The sequence below is a fragment of the Martelella alba genome (assembly GCF_005217455.1).
Classification (GTDB): Bacteria; Pseudomonadota; Gammaproteobacteria; order Enterobacterales; family Enterobacteriaceae; genus Acerihabitans.
The window spans coordinates 1-25,230 of sequence record NZ_SZPQ01000018.1 but is presented as its reverse complement, the minus strand read 5'-3'; the positions used below and the strand labels follow the sequence as shown (position 1 = coordinate 25,230).

The window sequence follows — 25,230 nt, the reverse complement described above, 5'->3', positions numbered from 1 at the left end:
TGAATTTTCACTTATCGCTCATCATTCAGACGCGCTCCAACAAGCACCGCGACGCGCATTACTGCGGGTTCGTATCGTATTCCTGACAGGTCTGGAAGCCCTTATTCAAAACATGGCCGGTATCGTCATAACTGACGAAGTAGTTGATCGGTTTGCCATCGCGCGTGCCAAGGATATACGTGTCGCAAGTGCCGCGGGCATTCACCATGGTCGCCGTGGTGGCGGGCATACCGCCGATGGCGCGGGCCTGTTCTTTGGTCATGCCTTTCTTGACGTCGCTGACCACCGGTTTTTTCATGTAACTGTCGGCCCGGTCATAAAGCGTACAACCGGAAAGTACAGTTAATGCAGCCGCGGTAGTGAAAGCTAAAGCCAGTTTGTTATTCATCATGTCACCTCTTTTGTTGTTCGTCACGTTAAGCCTAGATGGCAAAAGGCTTTTTTTCAAATTGCAGCGCAACGGGAAGTGACTTTTTCTTACTTTTCCTAGGCAAACCCTAATGTATTGCCCTGCTGGCGCCACCGGACGCCATACCGGCGAAAGACCGGGATGGCGCCATCAAACCAAGGGCTCGCCGGGGCGGTTATTTCGCCGCGGCGCGTTGGGCTAATTTATCGGAATGCTGTTGGAAGCGGGTATTGAAAGTTTGCTTCTGTTCCGGGGTCAGTACATTATACATCTTGTTTTGCATCTCAAGCCGGGCTAGCATCCGTTGGTTCTGCTCCTCGGAAATGGAGTTTACGAACGTCTGGGCTTTGGTGGAATCGAAACTGTCCGACGCGATAATGTCATGCATTTGCTGACGTTCCGTTTGAGACGGCATTTTTATCTCTTTACGGGATTCACGGAAAATATCCCGCATCTGCTGGCGTTGCTGGGTGGTCAGATTTAAACCCTTGAACATATAATCCACCATCGGACCAGGATGCTCATGATGGCGTATCATTCCACCGGCGGCTGGTTGACCGTTGGTGGACGGAGCGGCCGTGCTATCGGCCGCGGACGCCAGTTGCGCGCCTCCCAGCAACAGGGTGGAAGCTATCGCCAACGCGGTTAATTTACGCATAATTTCCTCATCTTCGCTGATACTCTTCACCCTTCCTGCCGTCTCTCCGACGCCCACGCCGCGGTGTTTTCTCCGCTATCGGGGAATTGACGCTGACCGCCTGGAGACCGTATAAAGGATGTCGAATTTTAGATTGCCGGGAAGTATTCTCGACAACAATGTGTCTTACGGAAATAAGATTACACGTAATAATCTAAAGTAACGCTAGCCAGCGTAAATAAATTAAAGGGCAATGGCTAATTAGCCTAAAATCATGGAGAAATCATGAAGATTATGTTTGTAAAGCGTTACAAGTATTATCCAAATCACACTAATGCGAACAAACCGAATAATATTGAAACTATAGATAAGTCAAGTGGCAGCGCAGCGGTCCGGCACACGGCCGACGAATTGCCCAGGGCGGCCCGTCAAAAACACCCGTAGGATCTCTCGGCTCACGGCAGCGTTACAATGAACAGACATAACACTATGTAAACCTTTCTCTTTTTTTAGTCGCCAGGACGAAAACCTCCCCTATTGGACGGGATTCCCAACGTAAAGAATATGATAAAATGCGCGCAATGATACGTGGCTATTCAACGGATTCCCAATGAAACATTGTCAATGGTAAAAAAGGAAATTGTTTTTATCTCCCACATCACCTATAGATGAGTAGTCGGACGATGTCTTGAAATGTGAGCGTTCAATAAAATTAGCAAGAACTGACCAGCCATTTTCAAAAACCCTCATGACATACGACGACAATCCAGTGAACGCCCATCGGTCCGAGCAATTCTGAGAAGGCAGATCAGCACAAACCATCGATCAAAAAAAGCTCGAAATATATGGAGCATACAACCAACCACAAACATTGGTGAAAAATATGTCACAAAAATTTATCTCTGGGAAACATAAAAAAACGCTTATACAGACCCCGTCCCTAACGTTAGAATCGGGATTTATTCACCGACTTGTCAGACAAGCCGAACTGCGACCTCATCATCCCGCCATAGTGACTAAAAAACAGTCAATCAATTATATTGACTTGGTTCATCAATCAGCCGCACTGGCGCAAACGTTACTCACTCTGGGTGTCACCCATGAAATGCCTATCGCTATTCTTTTGCCGTTGGGTATTGAGCAAATTATATGCCAGATCGGCGTTCTGATGGCGGGGGCAAGTTGTCTGCCAGTGGATCCCACCACACCGGTTGAGCGCATCAATATCATGCTGGAAGATCTGCAGGTACGTTGGATAATTGGCGACAACCTCCCCTTTGCATCCTCTTTAACAGCGACCTTGCTAGATATTAATGAGCTTTTCCCTACGCCCGAGACGAAAATCAACATTACTGATATCCGTGATATCAAGCCGAATCACCGAACCCATATTTTATTTACATCCGGATCCACCGGCAAGCCCAAGGCGGTTCAAATTGAAGCTAAGGGTATTTGGCGCGTAACAATCGACCCACAATATATGAAGATTACCGAGAACGATCGCGTCGCGAATATCGTCAACCCTACGTTTGATGTATCGTTAGCTGAGGTTTGGGGCGCATTATTCAATGGCGCGACATTGGTGACGATAACCAAAGAGGATATGTTAGATATCGCATATTTTCAGGAGCAAATTCTACAGCAAAAAATTAGTGTTTTATTCATGACAACAGCGTTATTCAACCTGGTCGCAGCAAATTACCCTCATGTATTTGCCCATATCAATTATTTATTGATTGCCGGCGAAACACTCAATCCGCACATGGTTGCATTGATAATGCACAATAACCCGCCGAAACATATTATCAATGGCTATGGTCCCACAGAATGTACCGCTTTCGCACTTTGCCATGAAGTCACCATGGAAGATGTCAAGCAAGGTAATATTCCCATAGGACGGCCAATAAAGGAAACCACGGCCGTCATTCTGGATGAACATCGTCAACCGGTGGCGGCCGGCGAAATCGGAAATTTGTATCTTGGTGGAGAAGGACTTTCGCGCGGTTACTGGAATCGTGACGATTTGAATAATAAAAGTTTTATTCAAGCCTCGTTGTCCCAAACCACACCGTTACAGCGATTATACCATACCGGCGACCGGTGCTGGCAGCGTCCAGATGGTATCTTTTTATATGTTGGCCGTACTGATAATCAGATAAAACTTCGAGGACAGCGCATTGAAATTGGTGAAATAGAATATCAGCTAATGGAAACCAGGCAATTAAAAGCGGGTGTAGTTTGTCTGGTCAACGATGGTAAAAGCGATCCTTATCTTGCTGCTTTCATTATTCCATACGCGCCGGATAACTGGGATAAAGCACAATTGCTGCTGACATTACAGAAATATCTGCCTCGCTATATGTTGCCACGTCTATACATAGTGAATGACATTCCACTCACTATCAACGGCAAAGCCGATAAACGACTGCTAATCGAACAATTCGCCACTGATCATTCGTCCGAACAGGTTCAAGCAGAACCCTTATCGGCGGACGAACATGCATTGCAACAACTATGGCGTCAGATCCTGAATATCGCTCATATCGGCGCAAACGACAATTTCTTCTATTTGGGGGGCAGTTCACTGCAGGCGGCGAGGTTATTGGTTGAAATCAGACGTCACTTCCATTGCCGACTCACCCTACAAGCACTTTATGAGGCGCCGACATTGCGTGAAATGACAAAACGAATCACCCAGTCGGCCCTGTTCCCCGACCAGATCGATACTCTGGCATGGCGAAAAGACAGCATATTGCCGGATGACATCCAACCATTACCAACGCCATGCCTGGACTGGAACAAAAAAATGGGCGCCACCGTTTTATTGACTGGCGCAACTGGTTTTCTTGGCGCCTTTTTTTTACGCGATCTTTTGGCTAACGCGCATATAAAAAAAATAGTCTGCCTGGTAAGGGCCCCGGATGAAGGCTCTGCCCGTCAACGTATCACAAAAAATTCAGCGCAATACGGCTTAAGCCATGCGGGTGATGAGCAGCGCATCATTCCTCTTGTGGGAGACCTCTCCATGCCGTACTTCGGCCTTAATCATCCCCTCTACCTCCATTTGGCCGGCCAATGTGACGTTATTTTTCACTTGGCGGCCCATGTCAATTACAGCCAACCCTATCAACCGCATCGTGCGACCAACGTTGAGGGCACGTTGAATATTTTGCGCTTTGCAAGCTGCATTATAAATAAGCCGTTACATTATCTTTCGACCATTACCGCCTTTGGCCCAGCACACCATATAAACAACACACGCCGTTTATTTGAGGATGAAGATCTTGCGCCCTATTTTGAAGGGTTAGCTTACGATAGCGGCTACGCGCAAAGCAAATGGGTTGCTGAACAATTACTCTGGACGGCGCAAAAACGGGGGATGCCATTAGCTGTGTATCGTCCCGGCTTTATCATGGGCGATACCATTACCGGCGCCGGCAACCCTAAAGATTTTGTTGCCCGAATGGTAAGAGGCTGTATTCAAATTAACGCGGCCCCTATTCTGCCGCACCAGCGCAAGGATTTTTCCCCCGTTAATTACGTGAGCGCCGCTTTGCTTGCCATAGCGGGTAAACATGCAAACCTGGGAAAGGCCTATCATCTCGTTCCGCCGGACGACACGTTGTCAATTGACATGGAAACGTTTTTTTCCCTGCTCGATGAATGCGGTTTCCCATTACAGATGCTTACTTATCCCAACTGGGTAAAGCGCTTGGAAGACGATCCCCATCTCGAAACCAACCCATTGCTTCCCTTGCTGCCGATTCTCAACGAGCCAGTCCTTAATTTACGGACCCGTTGGGAAGTCTATGAAAATATGCCGACTTATGATACCGCCAACACTCGCCAGGCGCTGTCGGCCCTGGATTTCCCCTTATCATTCACTCCCTTGGATAAAAGTTTATTAGCGCGCTATCTCTCATTCTGGCAACGCGGAGGTTATCTACCGGCCAGGCAACAATAAAGACGTACACGCCAGTTTTGTCGGGTTTGATAAATACCATGATACCCGACGGCGACGAGAAAGTATGACGGGCATAGGCCAGTGGCTGACGGTGAAGTGAGTCATGGCCTGGCCTGCTTGTCGGCCCTGTCCCGATACAGATTAATCTGTATTCGCCAACGAAAAAGAGGTACGGCTTTTTTTCGCCGGCGCAATCTTATACACTCCCCTCTGCGACGCAAGTATCGGATTTAACCGCATTTATCACCACGTATTAGCCAGCTTATTATTTTTATCTAATATTATTGCAGTCCTATACTCTTGATACGTCATGCACATCGCGCCAGCCAATGTGCGACGCCTACGTCGGGACAGATGTGAACCGCCAATGGCCGGCCGTTGGTGAGAGCCGGGATAGATCTCATGCTTCCCCAGGCGCAGGCGCATGCGCTCGCGAAACGCCCGGAATACTCACCGGGACGTCGGCTCGCGCCCGGCGGCGGAATTGCGGTGGAGGCGGTGTATGCAAGCGGCTCGGCGCCTGCGACATCACTGACGCATCCCGACAGACGACAGCCCGGAGACCCTTATGAAGCCCCTGGAAAACGAACGATTTATTGGCCTTGAGTGGTTGCGCTTTTTGCTCGGCTGCTATGTGATGCTGTACCACACCGCTCACAATTATCCGCAGATCCAAACGGTGTTCGGACTTGGCGAGCTGACGAGCATGGGCTTTTTCGCCACCAGCACTTTCTTTGTCCTGTCCGGTTTTTTGCTCGCCCATGTTTATGTCAGGGAGGGTAGGATGCGCGATCCGGCGCCGCGCTTTTGGGCCAAGAGACTGTTCAACCTCTATCCCATCCATATCGTCGCGCTGGCGGCATCCATTCTGGTCATCACCGCCATGCATGGCCTCGCCATTCCACCGGACGGTCCGGGCGCCAGCATAAGATTTGTGATCTATGACACCAATGAGGCGCTGGGACGCACCCATCCGGAACTGTTCCGGCATTATATGGATAATACCCAATTGCTGTTCAATGGTTTCTTGCAGTTGTTCTTGTTGCAGGCCTGGAACCCCTATTTTCTGACATTTAATGCGCCGCTTTGGTCGTTATCCACCTTGTTTTTCTTTTACCTGTTGTTTCCCTTTTTCGCGCCAAGGCTGATGAATGCCCGGCGAACCTGGCTGTGGTTGATTATCATATGGCTTATCTATCTGTTGCCGCCGATTTGGATTATCGCCAAGCATTTGTATGGCGTTCCTTATACCGGATTGTTGCAACGGGTGCCTTTGTTCCGGGCGCCGGAATTTTTCGCCGGGATCCTGGGCTACGCCTTGTTCCGCCGGGCGAAACGCCAACAACAGATCCCTTCGGAACGCCAGCGTCTATGGATAGCGGCCGGCATCGCCTGTAGTTTTCTAATCGCCACGGTATTGTTCACCCACGGCCATAAATTCTGGTACTTCCTGTTGCACAACGGTTTGCTTCTGCCCTCGCAGGTGGCGCTGATTTATCTTAGCGCTCTGGCCCGCACACCGCATAGCGCCTGGATTCAGCATTGGTCGCCGCGACTTGGCGCCGCCTCGCTATCCATGTTCGCCCTCCATGTGCCGATTTTCGGCTTGTTTCGAACGTTGGAGCAGTTTTTCCGAGGGAATCCCGGCGCCTGCTTCAGCGATTGGGCGGGCTGTATCGCCGCCGCGGGCGACGTGCGGCTGTCTCTGGGTGGATACGGGGTCTACCTGATACTGACCGTCGTACTCTGCGTGGTTTTTCAAGAGCAGTTCGTGGTCCGGGTCCGCAAGCATCTGACCGAACGTTTTTTAGACCGACACCGGCGCTGGGCCAGATTGGATAACGCCGGGTCCAATTCCTAAACGGCAACGCCGACACCGGCCCGCATCGTCCGGGCCATTGGCTGGCGCGATTTAGGACGCAATGGCCGGTCCATCAGGCAGGTTACGGTTAACGGTTGATTTGGCCTGCAACAATTGCCTGACCTGGCGTACCAATTCGGCCATGCATTCGTCATGCATGCCATAATTATTCAGCTCTTGTTCCAAAGCGAAAAGGTACTGGGCGTTCGTCCCCAGGGGACCACTGGCACAGGCAATGAGCGGCGCGATGATCTGCGAACGGGTGTCGGCTTCAAAAAAGGGATGGCTGGAATCCATAACGAACGCCAGCGCGGTCACCCGTTGCCGGTTATCCAGCGTCAGCTCGCTCCAGGTGGGTATATAGCAACCGGTCAGCATCTCGCGCTTCCAGAGCAACTCCAGTTCTTCCTCCAGACGCGCCTCAGGCAGCCGAAAGGCCAGGCCATTGGTCTGTCCCCCCGCTTTGAGCGCCAACATGCGTCCGGGCTGGGACATCGTCCCCCGCCCGGCGATGAGGCGCAGGCAAAAAGCGCGGTGCCAACCGGCAAGCATGGCCGGCCGCACTTCCTCCGCTTCGAAAATCGGATTCCACATGAGCGAGCCGTAACCGAAAATCCATACGGGACTGTCGTCCGGCCGTTGCGACAACGTGGCCTGCAGAGAAGCCCGGCGTTGCTCTGGAGTCAGTAATAAAGCCTCTTCGATAACGCCAAAGGCTGTTTTACAATCAGCTTGCTGCAAGAAAGCGCGTGTTAACACCGATACTGTTCTCCTGACCACATCCGCCGGCCACAGAGCAGGCAGTCAGTTTGATGCTTTGAGAATTATTTTTTAATAGCTCAATAATAAAGCAATTATTGAATGACCATATAAGTTTCCAGTCTAATGATCAAGCTTGATCTGTATCACATTATGCAAATGCTGGCTGGTGAGGGACTTAGCGTAACCGCGGGTCGGGACCGAGAGGAAAAATTGCAGGGGTAATAGGTCGGCGACGATGGCAATACACCCTCGCCAGGCGCGTTTTGATGTTGGGAAGGCCGTATCGGCCACCGCGATTATGTCGGATGCCAGCGATCGTCGTCGCCTTTATGGTATTTTTGTTTCACCGCAGACCAGGCGACTTTATGCGCGGTTTCTTCCCGGGTTTCGTCACCACGACGATCGGAGGGGTCTTGATATTGCTGCCAGGCATGATTGAACGCTTCGCGGTATATATCCTGGGCGTGTTTTGGCAGGACGCGGCTAACGCGCTCCGGCAAGTCTTCATTGGCTTTAAAAGGCATTATCCGACCCCCTATTCCACTCTTTATGGATGCCCGCCATCTTTCACAAAGTGTAGTGAAGGATTGGCGCGACGCCAATCCTCAGGCCAGCTTCACCGGCGCCAGCGTTTTGTTTAAAAAGACATTCATGGTCGTTTCCGATGTGAGATTATCATGATGATGACATAATATCAGGTTAGTTATGATAACTTACCGATATACAAGAGATAGTTTAAATTTTTTAATATAATTAAAGTTCATAATCCTGACATAAATTGTAGATATAGCCTTTTTTATGGGCTTATTCCTAGTTAAATTCACCAATAGGGTTTTTATACATAACTTGACACTTTTCACGTTGTTTTCTGGTAGAATTTTCCCACGAGAATAACGCAATATTCGCCCATCCGACATCCGATAGCCGGCCTTACCCGCGCAAGGAGTTTGCTCATCATGAAGTCGTCCGTTCAAGGCATTAAAACCCGCCATAAGGAATATACGCTGCTTTTCCCTATCGCCGCGCTGGCGGTGCTGCTGCTTTGGGGCTCAGCTTCCTCCCTGCCCGCCACGGCGGCTATCAATTTGCTGGCGCTGGCCGCGATCCTGGTCAGCGCCTTCAATGTGGTCCGCCATGCCGATGTGCTGGCCCATCGCCTGGGAGAACCCTTCGGCTCGCTTATCCTGAGCCTGTCGGTGGTGATTCTGGAGGTCAGTCTTATTTCCGCGTTGATGGCCACCGGCAATGCCTCGCCGGCGCTAATGCGGGACACCCTGTTTTCCGTGATAATGATTGTCACCACCGGACTGGTGGGTTTCGCCCTGCTGCTGGGCGGGCGCAAATTCGCCACGCAGTTTGTGAATCTGGCCGGGATCAAACAATACTTGATGGCGATCGTGCCTCTGGCGATTATCGTGCTGGTGCTGCCGGCCGCGTTGCCCGCGGGCAACTTCGGTATTTTTCAGGCGCTGTTCGCCGCAGTGATTTCGGCGGCCATGTACGGCGTTTTTCTGCTGATCCAGACGAAAACCCACCAGAAGTGGTTCATTTACGAACATGAGGATGGCGACGACGACGATCCCCATGGCAAACCTTCCGCCCACAGTTCGCGCTGGCATGGCGTTTGGCTGGTGGTCCACCTGCTGGCGGTGGTGGTCATTACCAAATTCAACGCGATTCCGCTGGAGCAATTGCTTAACGACCTGAACGCGCCGCCGCAATTCACCGGTTTTCTGGTGGCTCTGCTTATTTTGTCGCCGGAGGGGCTGGGGGCTATCAAGGCGGTCTTACGCAATCAGGTGCAGCGCGCCATGAATCTGTTTTTCGGTTCGGTGCTGGCCACCATATCGCTCACCGTTCCCACGGTCACGGTTATCGCCATACTCACCGACCACCCATTGATGTTCGGCCTTGAGCTAACGCAGATTGTGGTACTGCTGGCGGCGATGTTTCTGTGCCAAATTTCCTTCTCGACAGGGCGCACCAACGTATTGAACGGTACCGCGCACCTTGCCCTGTTCGGCGCCTATCTGATGACATTGATGCTGTAATCTGCCCCGTCGCCGGGGCCAGTCCGAGCCCCGAGACTCGCCGCCGCGCATTCCCTCAGACGACCCTTTCGTGAGACTGATACATTTTGCACCGCGACAACAGATAACACTGGTATAACCACTGCGAAAACTGCTATTTTATGGCCTCTTTGCGACGGACCCCTGGCCCGCCTTTTTTTCACGTTCTGGTTCGTTGTTTTAATGAAAATTCGCTTGTTCGCCGGTATTCGCCCATTCAGTGCGTTTATTGATGCCTGCTGGAAAGAGCCCTATAACCTTCATCGGTTCGTCAAGGACCTTATTGCCGGCGTCACCGTCGGCATCATAGCCATTCCCCTTTCCATGGCGCTGGCCATCGGTAGCGGCGTCGCGCCGCAACACGGCCTGTACACGTCGGCCATCGCCGGTATCGTCATCGCGCTTTGCGGCGGCTCGCGATTTAGCGTATCAGGGCCCACCGCGGCCTTTGTGGTTATCCTTTATCCGGTATCGCAGCAATTTGGTCTGGCCGGCCTGCTGATAGCCACCCTGCTTTCCGGCTTGATATTACTGTTTATGGGTCTGGCCCGATTGGGCAAGCTCATTGAATTCATTCCCCTGCCGGTCACGCTGGGGTTCACCTCCGGTATCGGTATTACCATCGGCACTATGCAGATCAAGGATTTCTTCGGCCTGCATATGACCACCGTCCCCGAACATTATCTGGGCAAGGTGGCGGCAATGGCGACCGCCATGCCCTCCCTGGAGTGGGGCGACACATTGGTCGGCGCGGTCACTATGGCCGTGTTGATCTATTGGCCCCGATTCGGCGTGCGCTTCCCGGCGCATTTGCCGGCCCTGCTGGCCGGCTCCGGCGTCATGTGCCTGCTGTGGTTGCTCAATATTCATGTCGCCACCATCGGCTCCCGCTTTGGCTATATCCTGGCGGATGGCACCCATGGCCAGGGCATTCCGCCCATCCTGCCGCACTGGCTGCTTCCCTGGCAACTTCCCGACGCGCACGGGCAACCGATGGCGTTAAATTGGCAAACTCTTTCCCTTTTATTGCCGGCGGCGTTTTCCATGGCCATGCTGGGCGCCATCGAATCCTTACTTTGCGCGGTGGTGCTGGATGGCATGACCGGCATCAAGCACCAATCCAACAATGAATTGATAGGCCAGGGGCTGGGCAATATGATAGCGCCGTTTTTCGGCGGCATCACCGCCACCGCCGCCATTGCCCGTTCAGCGGCCAATGTCCGGGCCGGCGCCACGTCTCCGGTGTCCCCGCTCATCCACGCCTTACTGGTACTGCTGGCATTGCTGATACTGGCGCCCGCGTTGTCCTACCTGCCGTTATCGGCCATGGCGGCGCTACTGCTGCTGGTGGCCTGGAATATGAGCGAGGCGCGCAAGGTCATTTACCTGTTGCGCCGGGCGCCGAGAGACGATATCGCGGTCATGCTGCTCTGCATGTCCTTGACGGTGCTATTCGACATGGTGGTCGCCATCACGGTGGGTATCGTATTGGCCTCGCTGCTGTTTATGCGGCGGATCGCCAGCATGACCCGCATTGAGGAATTACCGCAAAGTGTCGCTGGCCAGCATCGGATATTCCGGATAAACGGCCCGTTGTTCTTCGCCGCCGCCGAGCGAATTTTCGATGAATTGACCGAGCTGACCGGCAAAGACCCGCTTATCGTCTTGCAATGGGATGCGGTGCCAGTGCTGGATGCCGGCGGGTTGCAGGCCTTTGTCCGTTTTAGCGAACGGATAAGGGGTGATCAACGGCTTATCGTCACCGATATCCCTGTCCAGCCATTGAAAACGCTGGCCCGGGCCAACATCCTGCCCCTTGAGGGCCGCCTGGCCTTCTACCCCACGCTGCCCCAGGCATTGCGGTCCATTGCGCCGGGCCCCGCGCAATAAATGTGAACAAGGGATACGTCGGTATCCCTTGTCATTGTCGAAACCCACACCGGTGTTTTATCGGCCGGTATCCAATCCGGGAAAACTTTTTACCAGTTCATCAATGGCTTTCATCTGCCGCAGGAAGGGTTCAAGCTTGTCCAGCGGCAACGCGGAGGGACCATCGCATTTGGCGTGTTCCGGATCCGGGTGGGCTTCAATAAACAAACCGGCGATACCCACCGCCATGCCGGCGCGGGCCAGCTCGGCCACCTGCGCCCGCCGTCCGCCGGACGCCGCGCCGAACGGATCGCGGGTCTGCAGGGAATGGGTCACGTCGAAAATAACCGGGCAGCCGCCGGAGACTCTGTTCATCACCCCCAGGCCCAGCATATCCACCACCAGATTGTCATAGCCGAAATTGCTGCCGCGATCGCAAAGTATAATCCGGTCATTACCGGCCTCGTGGAATTTTTCCACGATATTGCCCACCTGGGAAGGGCTGATGAACTGGGGTTTCTTGACGTTTATCACTGCGCCGGTACGGGCCATGGCCTCCACCAGATCAGTTTGCCGGGCCAGGAATGCCGGTAACTGAATCACATCCACCACCTCCGACACCGGTTGCGCCTGGGCCGCTTCGTGAACGTCGGTAATGATTTTGACGCCGAATTGCGTTTTCAACGCCTGGAAAATCTTCATCCCCTCTTCCAACCCCGGGCCGCGATAGGAATGAATAGATGAACGATTGGCCTTATCGAATGACGCCTTGAAAACATAGGGGATGCCCAGTTTCTGCGTCACCGTCACGTAATGCTCGCAAATACGCATCGCCAGATCGTGGGATTCCAGCACATTCATCCCGCCGAACAGCACGAAGGGGCGATCGTTAGCCACCGGGATATCGCCAATAATGACTGTTTTTTGTTTCATGTCGTTACCTTATTGTGTTCAAACCGGACTGCCAGCCTGCTAAGTCAGCGGCGCCCCGGAACGCGTTAATGCAGCGTCACCGATTTCTGCTCGATAGTGTGAATCTGGACCTTGATCATCTCACTGATGGGGTCTTCCGGGCATTGTTCGACGAAATAGTTAAGATCGGTTAACGCCACATGATCACACTCCAATTGGGCGTAAATCAAACCCCGATCCCGTATCTCATAGGGATCTTCCGGGTCGAACTCCAGCATGGCTTCACTGGCGTTCAGCGCCAGCTCCATCTGTTTTTCGTCCATCAGCGCGGTCTTGAGGGTATCCAGCAGTTTGCGCGCCACGGTATTATTATCGGCCTCTTCCAGATCTTCCTCGGTCAGCTCGACGCCGGGGCCGATATTGCCGCGTAGCCAAATTTCCAGGGTATGCTCATCCAGGGTATCGCCATCAATGGGGTTGATAAGCCAAAGCTCGCCGTCCAGCCAGTCGGCCCGCAGGATCATTTGCGTGGGAAATATGACCGGCGCGAGCGGAATGCCCATGCCCTGGGCGATATGCAGCAAAATAACGCCCAGCGAGGTGGGCAGGCCCTGGCGGCGCTCCAATACCTGATCCAGCCAGAGGGCGTCGGATAATCGGTACACGCCGCCGACGCCGCCGAATCCCCAGGTCCGGTAGAATAACGTCAGCAACTTGTCCAACTGCTCATCTTGTTGAATATCGGCCGGAATAAGACGGCGCGCCTCTTCGGTGAGTTGGCGTAATTGCATACGGACACGCTCGGCGGGAAAGTCCTGGCGAACAGCGATCGAAATACGAATGACCCCTTCGCTTAGCGGCGAAAGATTGTATTCAAAATCAGCAACATTACTCATAATAATCCTGTTAAGCCATCCATTGACCCAGCGTTACCCGCTCGTTGCCGCCATAGTCATAACGGGTCTCTATCCGCCGGAAACCGGCACGCGACAACAGGCTTCTCACAGGCTTCCCCTGCCGCCAGCCATGCTCCACCGCCAGCCAGCCGCCAGCCAGTAGATGCTCGCCGGCGCCCTTGACGATACACTGGAGATCAGCCAGTCCGGACATGTCCGCCACCAGTGCGCTGCGGGGTTCATAACGAACATCGCCCTGCGAGAGATGCGGATCGTCGCCGTCGATATAAGGAGGGTTACTCACGATAAGCCCATAGCGCTTTCCCTGCAACCGGCTAAACCAGTCGCCGGTCTCGAAACGTACCCGTTCCAGCCCCAGACGGCGGGCGTTTTCCCGGGCGAGCGCCACCGCGTCGGGGTGAAGATCCACACCCGTCACCCGCCAGCCCGGCCGTTCGCTGGCCAGCGCCAGCGCGATGGCGCCGGTTCCGGTGCCGAGATCTAGCACGTCGGTCTCGGCGTCCAATACTAAAGATAATACCTGCTCCACCAGACATTCGGTGTCCGGGCGCGGGATAAGCGTCGCCGGCGAGACGTTGAGATTCAAAGACCAGAATTCGCGCTCGCCGGTCAGGTAGGCAATGGGCTCCCCCGCCCGTCGCCGGTCTAGCAGACCGGCCAAACGCGTTTGTTGCTCCAATGTCAGGCACGCGTCATCATGGGCCAGCAGCCAGGTACGCTCGCGGCCGGTTACCAGGCGCAATAGGATTTCAGCATCGCGCTTCGGGCTGTCGCCGCCGGCCAACTGCCGGATGGCGTTTGCAAGCCAGACGCGGATTTCCATCAGGATTGCTCCGCCAGCGCGGCCAGTTGATCCGCCTGATATTCCTGCATGATGGGCTGTATAAGGGTGTCCAGCTTGCCTTCCATCACTTCATCAAGGCGGTATAGCGTCAGCCCGATCCGATGATCGGTCACCCGGCCCTGCGGGAAATTGTAGGTACGGACGCGATCGGAACGGTCGCCGCTGCCCAGCAGATTGCGACGGGTCGACGCCTCTTCCTGCTGACGTTTAAGGGCCTGGGCCGCGCGCAACCGCGCGCCCAGCACCGCCAGCGCCTTGGCTTTGTTTTTGTGCTGCGAGCGCTCGTCCTGGCATTCCACCACCAGCCCGGTGGGCAGGTGGGTGATACGAATGGCCGAATCGGTGGTGTTGACGTGTTGCCCGCCGGCGCCGGAGGAGCGGAAAGTATCAATACGCAAATCAATGGGATTGATTTCCGGCAATTCCTCCTCCGGTATGGCGGGCATCACCGCCACGGTACAAGCCGAGGTGTGTATACGGCCCTGGGACTCGGTTTCCGGCACCCGTTGAACCCGATGACCGCCCGATTCGAATTTCAGTTGCCCGTAGGCGCCCTCGTGGTCGATTTTGGCGATCACTTCCTTATACCCGCCGTGTTCGCCATCGCTGGCACTGATAATTTCCACACGCCAACGGCGCGTTTCGGCATAGCGACTGTACATGCGAAACAAATCGCCGGCGAATATCGCCGCTTCATCGCCGCCGGTTCCCGCCCGCACTTCCAAAAAACAGCCGCGATCGTCATCGGGGTCTTTTGGCAGTAAAAGTAGTTGCAGTTGTCGCTCAAGTTCCGCTTGCGCCGCCTTGGCCTCTTGCAGCTCTTCTTGCGCCAGATCGCGCATTTCCGGATCGTCCAGCAGCGCCTGGGCCGTTTCGATATCGTCCCGTACCTGGCGCCAGCGCTGAAAAGACGCGGTCACATCATTCAGTTGCGCATATTCCCGGGAAAGCGCGCGGAATCGCTCCTGGTCGCTGATGATATCGGCATCGCCGAGCATCACCTCGACTTCTTCGCGGCGTTCTTGCAACGCTTCCAATTTGGCAACAATAGAAGGCTTCATGGATGGTGGTTTTACCTTAATGAGATAGACAGCGCTAATCCAGCCCGAGGCTGTCGCGCAAGATTTGCAGACGCTGCGTGTCGCCTTCGCGGGCGGCCTGTTGCAGCGATTTGGTTGGCGCATGGATAAGTGTATGGGTGAGGCGATGGCCCATTTCCCGAATCACGAGTTCAGGGTCGGCGCCAAGTTTGAGCGCGGACAACGCGCGCGCCTCGATTTCCGCCCGCAGGCTCTCGGCATGGCTGCGATAATCGCGGATGGTTTCCACCGCGTTTTGCGCGCGTAGCCACCCCATGAAATCCAGGCATTCCTCGGCAACGATGTCTTCGGCCTTGACCGCGGCCGACTGCCGTTGCACCAGATTTTTTTCAATAATGGCCTGAAGGTCGTCCACCGTATACAGGTAGGCATTGGCGATTTTACCCACCTCGGGCTCAATATCCCGCGGCACCGCGATATCCACCAATAGCATCGGCTGGTTGCGGCGCGCCTTCATGGCGTGTTCGACCATGCCCTTGCCAATGACAGGCAAAGTACTGGCGGTGGAACTGATGACGATATCCGCCCTGGCCAGCGCCAGCTCGATATCCGCCAGGTCGACGGTTTCGGCGCCGGCATGTTCCGCCAGCCGCTCGGCCCGTTCCCGGGTGCGATTGGCAATAATCAGCGAACCTACCTTATGCTCGCGCAGATGCCGCGCCACCAATTCGATGGTCTCGCCGGCCCCCACCAGCAGTACCGTAATGCCCGCCAGGGATTCGAAGATTTGCCGGGCCAGCGTACAGGCGGCAAACGCCACCGACACCGCGTTAGAGCCGATTTCCGTTTCAGTGCGCACCCGTTTGGCCACGGAAAAGGCTTTTTGAAACATTCGCTCCAAATCGCCGGAAAGGGATTGGCCGCGGCGGGAATCCGCGAACGCTTTTTTAACTTGCCCGAGGATTTGCGGTTCGCCAAGGATCAGGGAATCCAAACCGCAAGCCACCCGCATAAGATGACTGACCGCTTCATTGTCGCGATGCCAATAGAGGCTTTGCCGCACGTCCTCGGGTTGCAGATGCTGATAATCGCAAAGCCACCTCACCAGCATTTCCTGGACATTTTCCTGTTGCTCGACGCTGAGATAGAGTTCGGTGCGGTTGCAGGTGGACAGCACCACTCCCCCCTGCACCAGCGGTTGTTGCAGCAAGCTGGCAAGAGCATGGTCGAGCGTCTGGGGCGCGAAGGCCACCTGTTCACGAAGGGCGACCGGCGCTGTTTTGTGGTTAATGCCTAATGCCAGCAAAGTCATAGAAGAATACGGCTGATAAATAATACGAGTATTTGTATGGTTATGATGCATTGCATTCTACTTGATGCGCGTGATCAAGAAAAGTCGCACCGCATTTTCGCACCATAGCCCTTACACTATAGCGTCTGTATAGATATATAACTATTGTGGTTTAAAATACCACCTCTCAAAGCGATTGACGCTACCCTTGCCGTCCGTTAGCGTGATGCAACCCATAAATCCGGCAAAAATGCCGAAAACAAGGAATTTTTTTCCATGCCGAAGCGTATTACCGCCTGTTACCGGTTACTACCGCTGGCAGCCTTGCTCCTGGCGGCCTGTAGTATCCATGCGCCCTCGGGACCGGCCAAAACCCCCGACTCCCCGGAATGGCGGCAGCATGAAAGCGCCGTGTCCCATTTGACCCGCTATCAGACTCGCGGCGCGTTCGCCTACATTTCCGGCCGACAAAGGGTTTATGCGCGTTTCAACTGGACGCAAACCGATGCCGACAGTTACCGGCTGTTGTTAACCAATCCCCTTGGCGGCACCGAGCTTGATCTTTCCGTCCGTCCCAACACGGCGAAAATCATCAACAATCAGGGCAAAACCTATACCAGCGAAGATGCGCAAACCATGCTGCAAAAACTTACCGGTATGGACATACCGCTGGACAATCTGCGCCAATGGCTGGTCGGCCTGCCGGGCGATGCCCACGACTTCGCCCTGGATGACCGGGGTCTGCTAAAACAGGTCAATTACTATCACAACGGCCGGCGATGGAAAGTCTCGTACCTGAATTACCGTGATGATACGCTGCCGCCAATGCCCGGTAATATCGAGTTGCGCGAAGATGATCAGCTCATCAAGCTTAGAATGGATACCTGGAGCCTGAAATGAGCCTGCGCTGGCCATCGCCGGCCAAACTGAATCTTTTTCTCTACGTCACCGGCCGCAGGACGGACGGCTATCATTTGCTGCAAACGCTGTTTCAGTTTCTCGACTATGGCGATACCCTGACCATTGAGGCCAATAACAGCGGCCGCATACACTTGGTCACGCCCCTTGCCGGTGTCGCCGAAGCCGATAATCTGATTGTGCGGGCCGCGGAAAGCCTGCGGCGCTGCCCCGAGGCGGCCGGCGGCCGTTTTTCCCGGCCGGGGGCCGATATCTGGCTGGAAAAACGCTTGCCGATGGGCGGCGGGCTGGGGGGCGGGTCATCCAATGCAGCCACGACGCTGGCGGCCCTTAACCACTTATGGGGCTGCGGGCTGCCCCCCTCCCGGCTAATGGCGCTGGGAGGCACGCTGGGCGCTGATATTCCGGTATTTCTCTATGGCCGGGCGGCATTTGCCGAAGGCATCGGCGATAGGCTGGCACCCGCCGCACCGCCGGAAAAATGGTACCTGGTGGCGGTTCCGCCGGTGAGTATCGCCACGCCGGCGATTTTCACCGATCCCGAACTCAAACGCGATACGCCGGCACGCCCATTGGAGCGGTTATTGCGCGAGCCGTTTTGCAATGATTGTGAGCCAATCGCAAGAAAACGTTTTAGCGAGGTTGAACAGCATCTTTCATGGCTGTTAGAATACGCGCCGTCGCGACTGACAGGCACCGGCGCTTGCGTATTTTCCGAATTCGATACCGAGGCCGCCGCCCGTCAGGTGCTTGAGCAAGCCCCGGCATGGATACACGGTTTCGTAGCGCGCGGCGTCAACATTTCGCCGCTGCGCGTTGCGTTGGCCGGGGCGGATTGAGGCCATCGTTTGCTCCCGCCGCCCCTACCGACGACGGCCGCAACGACGGGCCACAATGTATTTTTTACCTGTGCGGCATTGCCCTGTATGGCGCTCCGGTCCCGAGTGTTATCCTGAGCAATACCTTCTCTGGACGCAAGCCTGAGGTTTATCTCGTGCCTGATATGAAGCTTTTTGCTGGTAACGCCACCCCGGAACTGGCGCAACGTATTGCCAACCGTTTATACACCAGCCTTGGGGACGCCGCTGTGGGTCGTTTCAGCGACGGCGAAGTCAGCGTGCAAATCAACGAAAACGTGCGCGGCGGGGATATTTTCATTATCCAGTCCACCTGCGCGCCCACCAACGACAACTTGATGGAGCTGGTGGTCATGGTCGACGCCTTGCGGCGCGCATCCGCCGGCCGAATCACCGCCGTTATCCCCTATTTCGGCTACGCCCGGCAAGATCGCCGCGTGCGTTCCGCCCGGGTCCCCATTACCGCGAAAGTCGTGGCCGATTTTCTCTCAAGCGTGGGCGTCGATCGGGTTCTGACCGTTGATTTGCACGCCGAACAGATTCAGGGCTTTTTCGATGTGCCGGTGGATAACGTATTCGGCAGTCCGATTTTGCTGGAAGACATGTTGCAGCAAGAGCTGGAAAATCCCATTGTCGTGTCGCCCGATATCGGCGGCGTGGTGCGCGCGCGCGCCATTGCCAAACTGTTGAACGACACTGACATGGCCATCATCGACAAACGCCGTCCCCGCGCCAATGTCTCCCAGGTAATGCACATCATCGGCGACGTGGCCAACCGCGATTGTGTGTTGGTGGATGACATGATCGATACCGGCGGTACGTTGTGCAAAGCAGCGGAAGCGCTGAAAGACCGGGGCGCGAAACGGGTTTTCGCCTACGCCACCCACCCTATTTTTTCCGGCAATGCCTGCGATAACATCAAAACGTCCATGATAGATGAAGTCATCGTCTGCGATACCATACCGTTGTCGCCCGCCATCAAGGCGCTGCCCAACGTGCGGACGCTGACGCTGTCCGGCATGCTGGCCGAGGCGATCCGCCGCATCAGCAACGAAGAATCCATTTCCGCCATGTTTGAACATTGATTGTCGGGCGGCAGTGTTGCGGCGGTGAAAGCCGGGCAACCTGTCGCCGCTGAAGATGGCAAGACGTGAGAAACCCTGCCCCCTTCAGGCTGCATCGTCGCATCCTGATTGAGGTCAAGCCGCTACCGGTTTACGATAGCGGCCATGGGCAGCCAGCAACAGCGCCTTTAATGATGGCTGGTGCGCCGGCAACGGGAGTCGAAACGCCTTATCCACCAGTAGCGATCCGTGATGCGTTCGTGTCCGCCCAAGCGTGCGCCGGTCAGCCATAACAATGCCCCAACGAAAATACCCATTATGGCGCCATTGGCGAACAACGGATTTAAATCAAAATGGGGCAGTTGGTTTAGTACCGAACAAACCAGTCCGGCTATCATCATAAACAGCCCGAACCCCATTAAACCATTGCCTAGCACCAAAGCTGATTTACGTTTCATCGTTCACCTCCGGGTTCATCAATGAAATCGACTTTTAGAATTTCAAAGACTTCCTTTGGTTAAAGTATAGGCAATATGGGCCAGCGACCTTCGTGTCTATGATCACAAAGTGCACATTTAATCACACAAATACATGTTTCCTGACAAAAGCGGGGCTAACGACGGCGTCGAACAAAACGTTGCTCCAGCGCTTCTTTGCCCCATTGACTGCCGGACCATTCTTCCTCCAGTACAAACCCCCGCGTTTCATAGAGATGCCGTGCGGCGTTCAGGCCCGAGACCGTCCACAAGTGGGTTTCGGCAAACCCCTGCTCTTCGACAAATGCCATAGCGGCATCCAGTAAACGTTTCCCGACGCCATCGCCACGGGCATCGTCGTTGACGATAAACCAACGCAAATGGGCGTTATCGGCGCCCAAATCTTGGCCGTCGATAGCCACCGAGCCGATGATTTCGCCGTGGCGTATGGCCGTCCAAATGGCGTTTCGCGCGTTATCCAACCTGCCGCTGAACTCGGCCAGGCCCGTGGCGACTACCGATTCGAAATGCTGACCGAACCCCAATGCCCGCGCATAATATAACGCGTGCAGTTCGGTTATGCGGGCGATAAGTCCTGGCCGGTAGCCTTGAACAAGCTCAATGGACGCAATGGGCCGCCCCGCATCCGTCCGGCTGACCAACGCGTCGGCATAGAGGCGCAATCCTTCCAGTATTATGCGATCCTGTCCGGGCACCAGGCGTCCCAGCGCATCCATCACCTGCGCGCGGGCAAAAGCATGGATCGCGGCTACCCGGTTTTGACCCTCGGGGGTCAGGGACAGCCACTTGACGCGGCCGTCGTTTTCACCGAATACCTCGTTGACATCGCCGGACTTCACCAGTTTGCGCAACATCCGACTCACGCTCGATTTCTCCAAACGCAGTCGTGCGGCAAGGTCGCGGGCGGTGACGCCGCCCTTTTCGATTTCGATCAGCGCATGCACGGCGGAAGGCGACAACGTGGTACCCGCGAAATCGCCGCCCATGAAACCCATCTCGCGAACTATTGCGCGCGAGACGGCGCGAATTTCTTCCACTAGGGACGGTAGGGACACGGTGGTCATTGGGGGCATCTCCATGGTTATTTGGTTGTGTTATACAACCAAATAGTTGTATTAAGCAACTTGTTTATTCTTGTCTGGCGGCAACCCACCGGCCACGGCCAATGGTCTGTCTGGTGATAGGTCTAAAAAAACCGGGGATTGACGCGATGGGCCAGAAGTCAGGCATGATGGCAGAAAAAACCCGGCACAAGGCCGGGGGAGATGAAAGAGCCCCTCTCCGGCGCTTATCTCCGGCACTCACATTGTGTGGCGTTAGCTCTGTCTGAGGGGTAAAAGCATTATACACAATAGGATCTCTCTTATTTTACCTTTTATGCTATCGCATCGAGACCCCCGCCGCTTTGCATTGCGTGTTTCCCGGATCGGCGCCGGGAAATTCTGCTACTATAGGCGGCTTATCCGTTAACCGATAGCCGCGGCCCCCCGCGGCAACCGGATACTGTTTCGCGCGGCGATGCCGCGCACTCCATCAGCATTGAGAATACGCAACGTCATGACAATCAGATTGATAGTGGGCTTGGCCAACCCGGGCGCGGAGTACGCCGCCACCCGGCATAATGCCGGCGCCTGGTATGTGGATTCGCTGGCCGGCGCGGAACGCGTCGACCTCAAGGAAGAAGGCAAGTTCTACGGGTATACCGCCCGGCTTATCATCGCCGGTCAGGACGTCAGGCTATTGGTGCCCACCACGTTCATGAACCTGAGCGGCAAGGCGGTGGCGGCCATGGCCACATTTTACCGCATCCATCCCGAAGAGATCCTGGTGGCCCATGACGAGTTGGATTTGCCGCCCGGCCATGCCAGACTGAAATTGGGTGGAGGTCCCGGCGGGCATAACGGACTGAAGAGTATTATCGGTTGTTTGGGCAATAATCCGCAGTTTCATCGACTGCGTATTGGCATCGGCCATCCCGGCGACAAAAACAAAGTGGTGGGTTTCGTGCTGGGCAAGCCCCCGTCCACAGAGCAGGCGCTCATCGACCAGGCCATCGACGAAGCGGTGGCATGCACGCCTATTCTGCTACAGGAAGGCAGCGTCAAGGCCATGAACCGGCTGCATAGTTTCAAGGCGGACTGATGCGGAGCGCGTCGGCCATCAATCCCAGCCGTGTAGGCCACGCTGTAACGGAAACAGGCGAGCGCCGCCAATGAAGAGGCAACCTGGGGTATGATGTATAATGGCGCATATGATGAGATCCCGTCTCTGTTCACGGATAATGCCGGGATGCGTGTGAATAATCGTTTATTAATTGAGCTATGTAAGGTGATATAACCATGGGTTTTAAATGCGGGATTGTGGGATTGCCGAATGTCGGCAAATCTACGCTGTTTAATGCATTGACGAAAGCGGGGATCGAGGCGGCGAATTTTCCCTTCTGTACCATAGAACCGAACACCGGGGTCGTACCGATGCCCGATGCCCGGCTTGATCAGTTGGCCGATATCGTCAAGCCACAGCGCATTGTCCCCACCACCATGGAATTCGTGGATATCGCCGGCCTGGTCAAGGGCGCATCGAAAGGCGAAGGTCTTGGCAATCAGTTTCTGACTAATATCCGTGAAACGGAAGCCATCGGCCATGTGGTGCGGTGTTTCGAAAACGACAATATTATCCATGTGGCCGGCCGGGTCGACCCCGCGGAAGATATTGATGTCATTAACACCGAGTTGGCGCTGTCCGATCTGGAAGCCTGCGAGCGCGCGCTGCAGCGGGTGCAAAAGAAAGCCAAGGGCGGCGACAAAGACGCCAAGGTTGAGCAGGCCGTGCTGGAAAGATGCCTGCCCCACCTAAGTGATGCCGGCATGCTGCGTACCCTGGGGCTAAGCGATGAAGAGAAAGCCGCAATCCGCTATTTGAGTTTCCTGACGCTTAAGCCGACCATGTATATCGCCAATGTCAATGAAGACGGTTATGAGAACAACCCTCATCTGGATAAGGTTCGGGCTATCGCCGAGGCCGAGGGCTCTGTGGTGGTGCCGGTCTGTGCGGCGGTGGAATCCGATATCGCCGAGCTGGAAGAAGACGAACGGGGGGAGTTCATGGCGGAACTGGGACTGGAAGAACCGGGGCTAAACCGGGTCATTCGCGCCGGATACCAGTTGCTGAACCTGCAAACCTATTTTACCGCCGGGGTCAAGGAAGTCCGCGCCTGGACCATTCCGGTGGGCGCCACGGCCCCGCAGGCGGCGGGCAAAATTCACACCGATTTCGAAAAGGGCTTTATCCGGGCGCAGACCATTGCGTTTGCGGACTTTATTGCCTATAAGGGCGAGCAAGGCGCCAAAGAAGCGGGGAAAATGCGCGCGGAAGGTAAAGACTACATTGTCAGAGATGGCGATGTGATGAACTTTTTGTTTAACGTCTAAATAAGTTTTGTTGTCTCATGAGGTTTCAGAACATCTCATGAAACTCACAAAATCCGCTAAAATCCACGCGTTTGCGTGGATTTTTTATTCCACATTGTCTCATATGCTCTCATGGAAGCGCAGTCTAAAATGAGTACATAGATGAGTACAATCCGTTTCCATTATCATTTTAGGTGAGTACAATAACGGTATAAGAAATAGTCAAGGACCCGCTATGCTCACTGATACGCAATGCCGCAGTGCCAGGCCGAAAGAAAAACTCTATCGACTCAATGACTTTAATGGTCTCTACCTCGAAGTGAAACCCAATGGCAAAAAGGCATGGCGCTATCGATTTAAACTCAACGGAAAATCAAGCATGTTTGCGTTGGGTGAGTATCCAGCGATAAAGCTCGCCGAAGCTCGCGAGAAATGCGAGCAAGCGCGTAAGCAAGTCGCAGATGGAGTTAGCCCGACACAGGCTCGTCAGTTAGATAAGATCCGCAAGGTTAATGACGCTTCTAACACCTTTGAGCTGATCGCCAAAGAGTGGTTGCAGATGAAAGACTGGGCCGAAATTACCAAAACACGCCGACTGGATATGCTTGAACGTGTGGTTTTCCCCGCAATCGGTAAGCTCCCTGTCAGAGAGATCACCCCACACCACATTCTTAAAATTCTTCAGGAAACCGCTAAACGCGGCGCTCCGACTGTTGCTGCTGAAGCCCGACGTACCATTTCATCGGTTTTTGAGTTGGCAGTGGCAACGCTTAGAGCTGACAGCGATCCTGTCTGGCCTGTACGCAAGGCGCTTCCGGCGAATAAGACACAGCATAAACAGGCATTGAATCCACAGCAAATCGGGAAGCTATTAAGCTGTTTTGATAACAGTCGCGGCTCATATCAGGTTAACTATTGCATGTGGCTAATGTGGTGGACGCTGGCGCGGCCAGCCGAAGTCACCGAAGCTGAATGGGTAGAATTCGATCTCGATAATGCACTATGGACCATTCCGGCTACACGCATGAAAGCTCGTAGAGAACATGTTATTCCCCTCCCCTCCCAAGCCGTCAACATGCTCAGAACGCTACAGGGATTAACCGGGCATCGACACCATCTCTTTCCGGGCCGTGATAACCCGCGTGGCCCGATGACATCACACTCGCTGCGTCAGCTACTTAAAAGCCTCGGCTGGAGTGGAACTTACAGCCCACATGCAACCCGAACCACAGGCAGCACACGGTTGAACGAGATGGGCTATCGGCCTGATGCTATCGAGGCTCAGCTTGCCCATGCTGATACCAATAATGTTCGCCGCACATATAACCACGCGACTTATCTTGATGAACGCAAAGTAATGATGCAGGAATGGGTTGATAAGCTTGATGGATGGGTAAGCACCACTGACAGCAGTGCTGATGTTTCGTAAACGATGATGCATTGGTATTTAATGATTGATTAATATAGATATTTATTAATTTATAATTTAAATCTATAATACCACCTACAGTAGATATAAGCAGTGAATACTAGGTGCCCACAGTTTTCGAGGTTTTTGTTCATCACGCGTAGCCATATACTTAAAAACCCTGTTGGACCCTTCTCATTTTATGCCCTTCCAAAACTTTCTGTGTACAGCATGTAAATTCAACGAACGTCTGCTGAGTGCCAAAAGCAGACGTTGATTACGTTGAGATATGTTAATTTATGGGGAGCTGGTCACCTGAGGGGCGCGAACTATATGATGTGTCTAACTCTCGGATTAAGGTGGTCGAGTGGAACCAAGCTTCGAATGGAACATATTTCCCCAAGAAGGGAAGTGATACAAAAGCTTTTGAACCGCCCCGGGAATCCTGGAGACTAAACTCTTTGAGAGAGAGGTAACAGGATGACTAAAAATACTCGCTTT

21 protein-coding genes are annotated in these 25,230 nt (G+C 54.3%); 10 read left to right on the top strand and 11 right to left on the bottom strand.

All coding sequences use genetic code 11. The features are described 5' to 3' along the window. Positions 1 to 58: 58 nt before the first annotated feature. Positions 59 to 391, bottom strand: coding sequence for an osmotically-inducible lipoprotein OsmE (gene osmE, locus FCN80_RS13070; protein WP_230492655.1), 333 nt, complete (start codon positions 389 to 391; stop codon positions 59 to 61). A gap of 193 nt (positions 392 to 584) precedes the next feature. Next, on the bottom strand, positions 585 to 1,067 hold the full coding sequence (spy, locus tag FCN80_RS13065) for an ATP-independent periplasmic protein-refolding chaperone Spy (RefSeq protein WP_136990605.1): 483 nt from the start codon (positions 1,065 to 1,067) through the stop codon (positions 585 to 587). Positions 1,068 to 1,929: 862 nt separating this feature from the next. On the opposite strand from spy, the gene FCN80_RS13060 reads away from it, so the two are divergent. Together FCN80_RS13060 and FCN80_RS13055 are read left to right on the top strand one after the other, a co-directional pair. Then, positions 1,930 to 5,010 carry a non-ribosomal peptide synthetase gene (locus tag FCN80_RS13060; RefSeq protein ID WP_136990604.1) on the top strand — a complete coding sequence of 1,027 codons (3,081 nt, stop codon included), beginning with the start codon at positions 1,930 to 1,932 and terminating at the stop codon, positions 5,008 to 5,010. A gap of 568 nt (positions 5,011 to 5,578) precedes the next feature. Continuing rightward, positions 5,579 to 6,871, top strand: a complete 1,293-nt coding sequence (locus tag FCN80_RS13055) for an acyltransferase family protein (RefSeq protein WP_136990603.1) — start codon at positions 5,579 to 5,581, stop codon at positions 6,869 to 6,871. A gap of 51 nt (positions 6,872 to 6,922) precedes the next feature. Here FCN80_RS13055 and FCN80_RS13050 read toward each other — a convergent pair whose 3' ends face one another. Both FCN80_RS13050 and chaB read right to left on the bottom strand, forming a co-directional pair. Further along, a complete protein-coding gene (locus FCN80_RS13050) occupies positions 6,923 to 7,630 on the bottom strand; it encodes a gamma-glutamylcyclotransferase (protein ID WP_136990602.1) in 708 nt (235 codons plus the stop codon). Between the two features lie 299 nt (positions 7,631 to 7,929). Next, the gene (gene chaB / locus FCN80_RS13045; protein ID WP_136990601.1) at positions 7,930 to 8,157 is read right to left on the bottom strand and encodes a putative cation transport regulator ChaB; all 228 of its coding nucleotides are present in this window, start codon (positions 8,155 to 8,157) and stop codon (positions 7,930 to 7,932) included. 432 nt (positions 8,158 to 8,589) lie between these two features. Here chaB and chaA point away from each other — a divergent pair, with 432 nt between their 5' ends. Together chaA and dauA are read left to right on the top strand one after the other, a co-directional pair. Next, positions 8,590 to 9,684 carry a sodium-potassium/proton antiporter ChaA gene (chaA, locus tag FCN80_RS13040; protein WP_136990600.1) on the top strand — a complete coding sequence of 365 codons (1,095 nt, stop codon included), beginning with the start codon at positions 8,590 to 8,592 and terminating at the stop codon, positions 9,682 to 9,684. Between the two features lie 201 nt (positions 9,685 to 9,885). Further along, a complete protein-coding gene (dauA, locus tag FCN80_RS13035) occupies positions 9,886 to 11,592 on the top strand; it encodes a C4-dicarboxylic acid transporter DauA (RefSeq protein WP_136990599.1) in 1,707 nt (568 codons plus the stop codon). A 57-nt stretch (positions 11,593 to 11,649) separates the two neighbouring features. On the opposite strand, the gene kdsA is transcribed toward dauA, so the two are convergent. From kdsA to hemA, 5 genes are all read right to left on the bottom strand, one after another. Beyond that, positions 11,650 to 12,504 (bottom strand): 3-deoxy-8-phosphooctulonate synthase, encoded by an 855-nt coding sequence (kdsA, locus tag FCN80_RS13030; RefSeq protein ID WP_136990598.1) that lies wholly within the window; start codon positions 12,502 to 12,504, stop codon positions 11,650 to 11,652. 65 nt (positions 12,505 to 12,569) lie between these two features. Next, positions 12,570 to 13,379: an invasion regulator SirB1 gene (gene sirB1, locus FCN80_RS13025; RefSeq protein ID WP_136990597.1), complete on the bottom strand. Its 810-nt coding sequence runs from the start codon at positions 13,377 to 13,379 to the stop codon at positions 12,570 to 12,572. Between the two features lie 10 nt (positions 13,380 to 13,389). Next, positions 13,390 to 14,223: a peptide chain release factor N(5)-glutamine methyltransferase gene (gene prmC / locus FCN80_RS13020; protein WP_136990596.1), complete on the bottom strand. Its 834-nt coding sequence runs from the start codon at positions 14,221 to 14,223 to the stop codon at positions 13,390 to 13,392. Beyond that, positions 14,223 to 15,305: a peptide chain release factor 1 gene (gene prfA / locus FCN80_RS13015; protein ID WP_136990595.1), complete on the bottom strand. Its 1,083-nt coding sequence runs from the start codon at positions 15,303 to 15,305 to the stop codon at positions 14,223 to 14,225. Before prfA ends, prmC begins: the two co-directional genes overlap by 1 nt. Before the next feature lie 34 nt (positions 15,306 to 15,339). Then, a complete protein-coding gene (gene hemA, locus FCN80_RS13010; protein WP_136990594.1) occupies positions 15,340 to 16,596 on the bottom strand; it encodes a glutamyl-tRNA reductase in 1,257 nt (418 codons plus the stop codon). A gap of 255 nt (positions 16,597 to 16,851) precedes the next feature. On the opposite strand from hemA, the gene lolB reads away from it, so the two are divergent. The 3 genes from lolB (at position 16,852) to prs (ending at position 19,435) form a co-directional block, all read left to right on the top strand. Beyond that, positions 16,852 to 17,475 (top strand): lipoprotein insertase outer membrane protein LolB, encoded by a 624-nt coding sequence (gene lolB, locus FCN80_RS13005; protein ID WP_136990593.1) that lies wholly within the window; start codon positions 16,852 to 16,854, stop codon positions 17,473 to 17,475. Then, the gene (gene ispE, locus FCN80_RS13000; protein ID WP_136990592.1) at positions 17,472 to 18,332 is read left to right on the top strand and encodes a 4-(cytidine 5'-diphospho)-2-C-methyl-D-erythritol kinase; all 861 of its coding nucleotides are present in this window, start codon (positions 17,472 to 17,474) and stop codon (positions 18,330 to 18,332) included. Before lolB ends, ispE begins: the two co-directional genes overlap by 4 nt. Before the next feature lie 164 nt (positions 18,333 to 18,496). Continuing rightward, positions 18,497 to 19,435, top strand: a complete 939-nt coding sequence (gene prs, locus FCN80_RS12995; RefSeq protein ID WP_373880334.1) for a ribose-phosphate diphosphokinase — start codon at positions 18,497 to 18,499, stop codon at positions 19,433 to 19,435. A 167-nt stretch (positions 19,436 to 19,602) separates the two neighbouring features. Here prs and ychH read toward each other — a convergent pair whose 3' ends face one another. After that, positions 19,603 to 19,872, bottom strand: a complete 270-nt coding sequence (ychH, locus tag FCN80_RS12990; protein ID WP_136990590.1) for a stress-induced protein YchH — start codon at positions 19,870 to 19,872, stop codon at positions 19,603 to 19,605. 155 nt (positions 19,873 to 20,027) lie between these two features. Further along, on the bottom strand, positions 20,028 to 20,975 hold the full coding sequence (locus FCN80_RS12985) for a bifunctional helix-turn-helix transcriptional regulator/GNAT family N-acetyltransferase (protein WP_136990589.1): 948 nt from the start codon (positions 20,973 to 20,975) through the stop codon (positions 20,028 to 20,030). A gap of 493 nt (positions 20,976 to 21,468) precedes the next feature. Here FCN80_RS12985 and pth point away from each other — a divergent pair, with 493 nt between their 5' ends. The 3 genes from pth to FCN80_RS12970 all read left to right on the top strand — a co-directional run bounded on the left by pth (position 21,469) and on the right by FCN80_RS12970 (position 24,750). Further along, positions 21,469 to 22,053 carry an aminoacyl-tRNA hydrolase gene (pth, locus tag FCN80_RS12980; RefSeq protein ID WP_136990588.1) on the top strand — a complete coding sequence of 195 codons (585 nt, stop codon included), beginning with the start codon at positions 21,469 to 21,471 and terminating at the stop codon, positions 22,051 to 22,053. 197 nt (positions 22,054 to 22,250) lie between these two features. After that, complete coding sequence (gene ychF / locus FCN80_RS12975) at positions 22,251 to 23,342, top strand: redox-regulated ATPase YchF (RefSeq protein WP_136990587.1); 1,092 nt, start codon at positions 22,251 to 22,253, stop codon at positions 23,340 to 23,342. Positions 23,343 to 23,556: 214 nt separating this feature from the next. Further along, positions 23,557 to 24,750, top strand: a complete 1,194-nt coding sequence (locus FCN80_RS12970) for a tyrosine-type recombinase/integrase (RefSeq protein WP_136990586.1) — start codon at positions 23,557 to 23,559, stop codon at positions 24,748 to 24,750. The last annotated feature ends 480 nt before the right edge of the window (positions 24,751 to 25,230 follow it).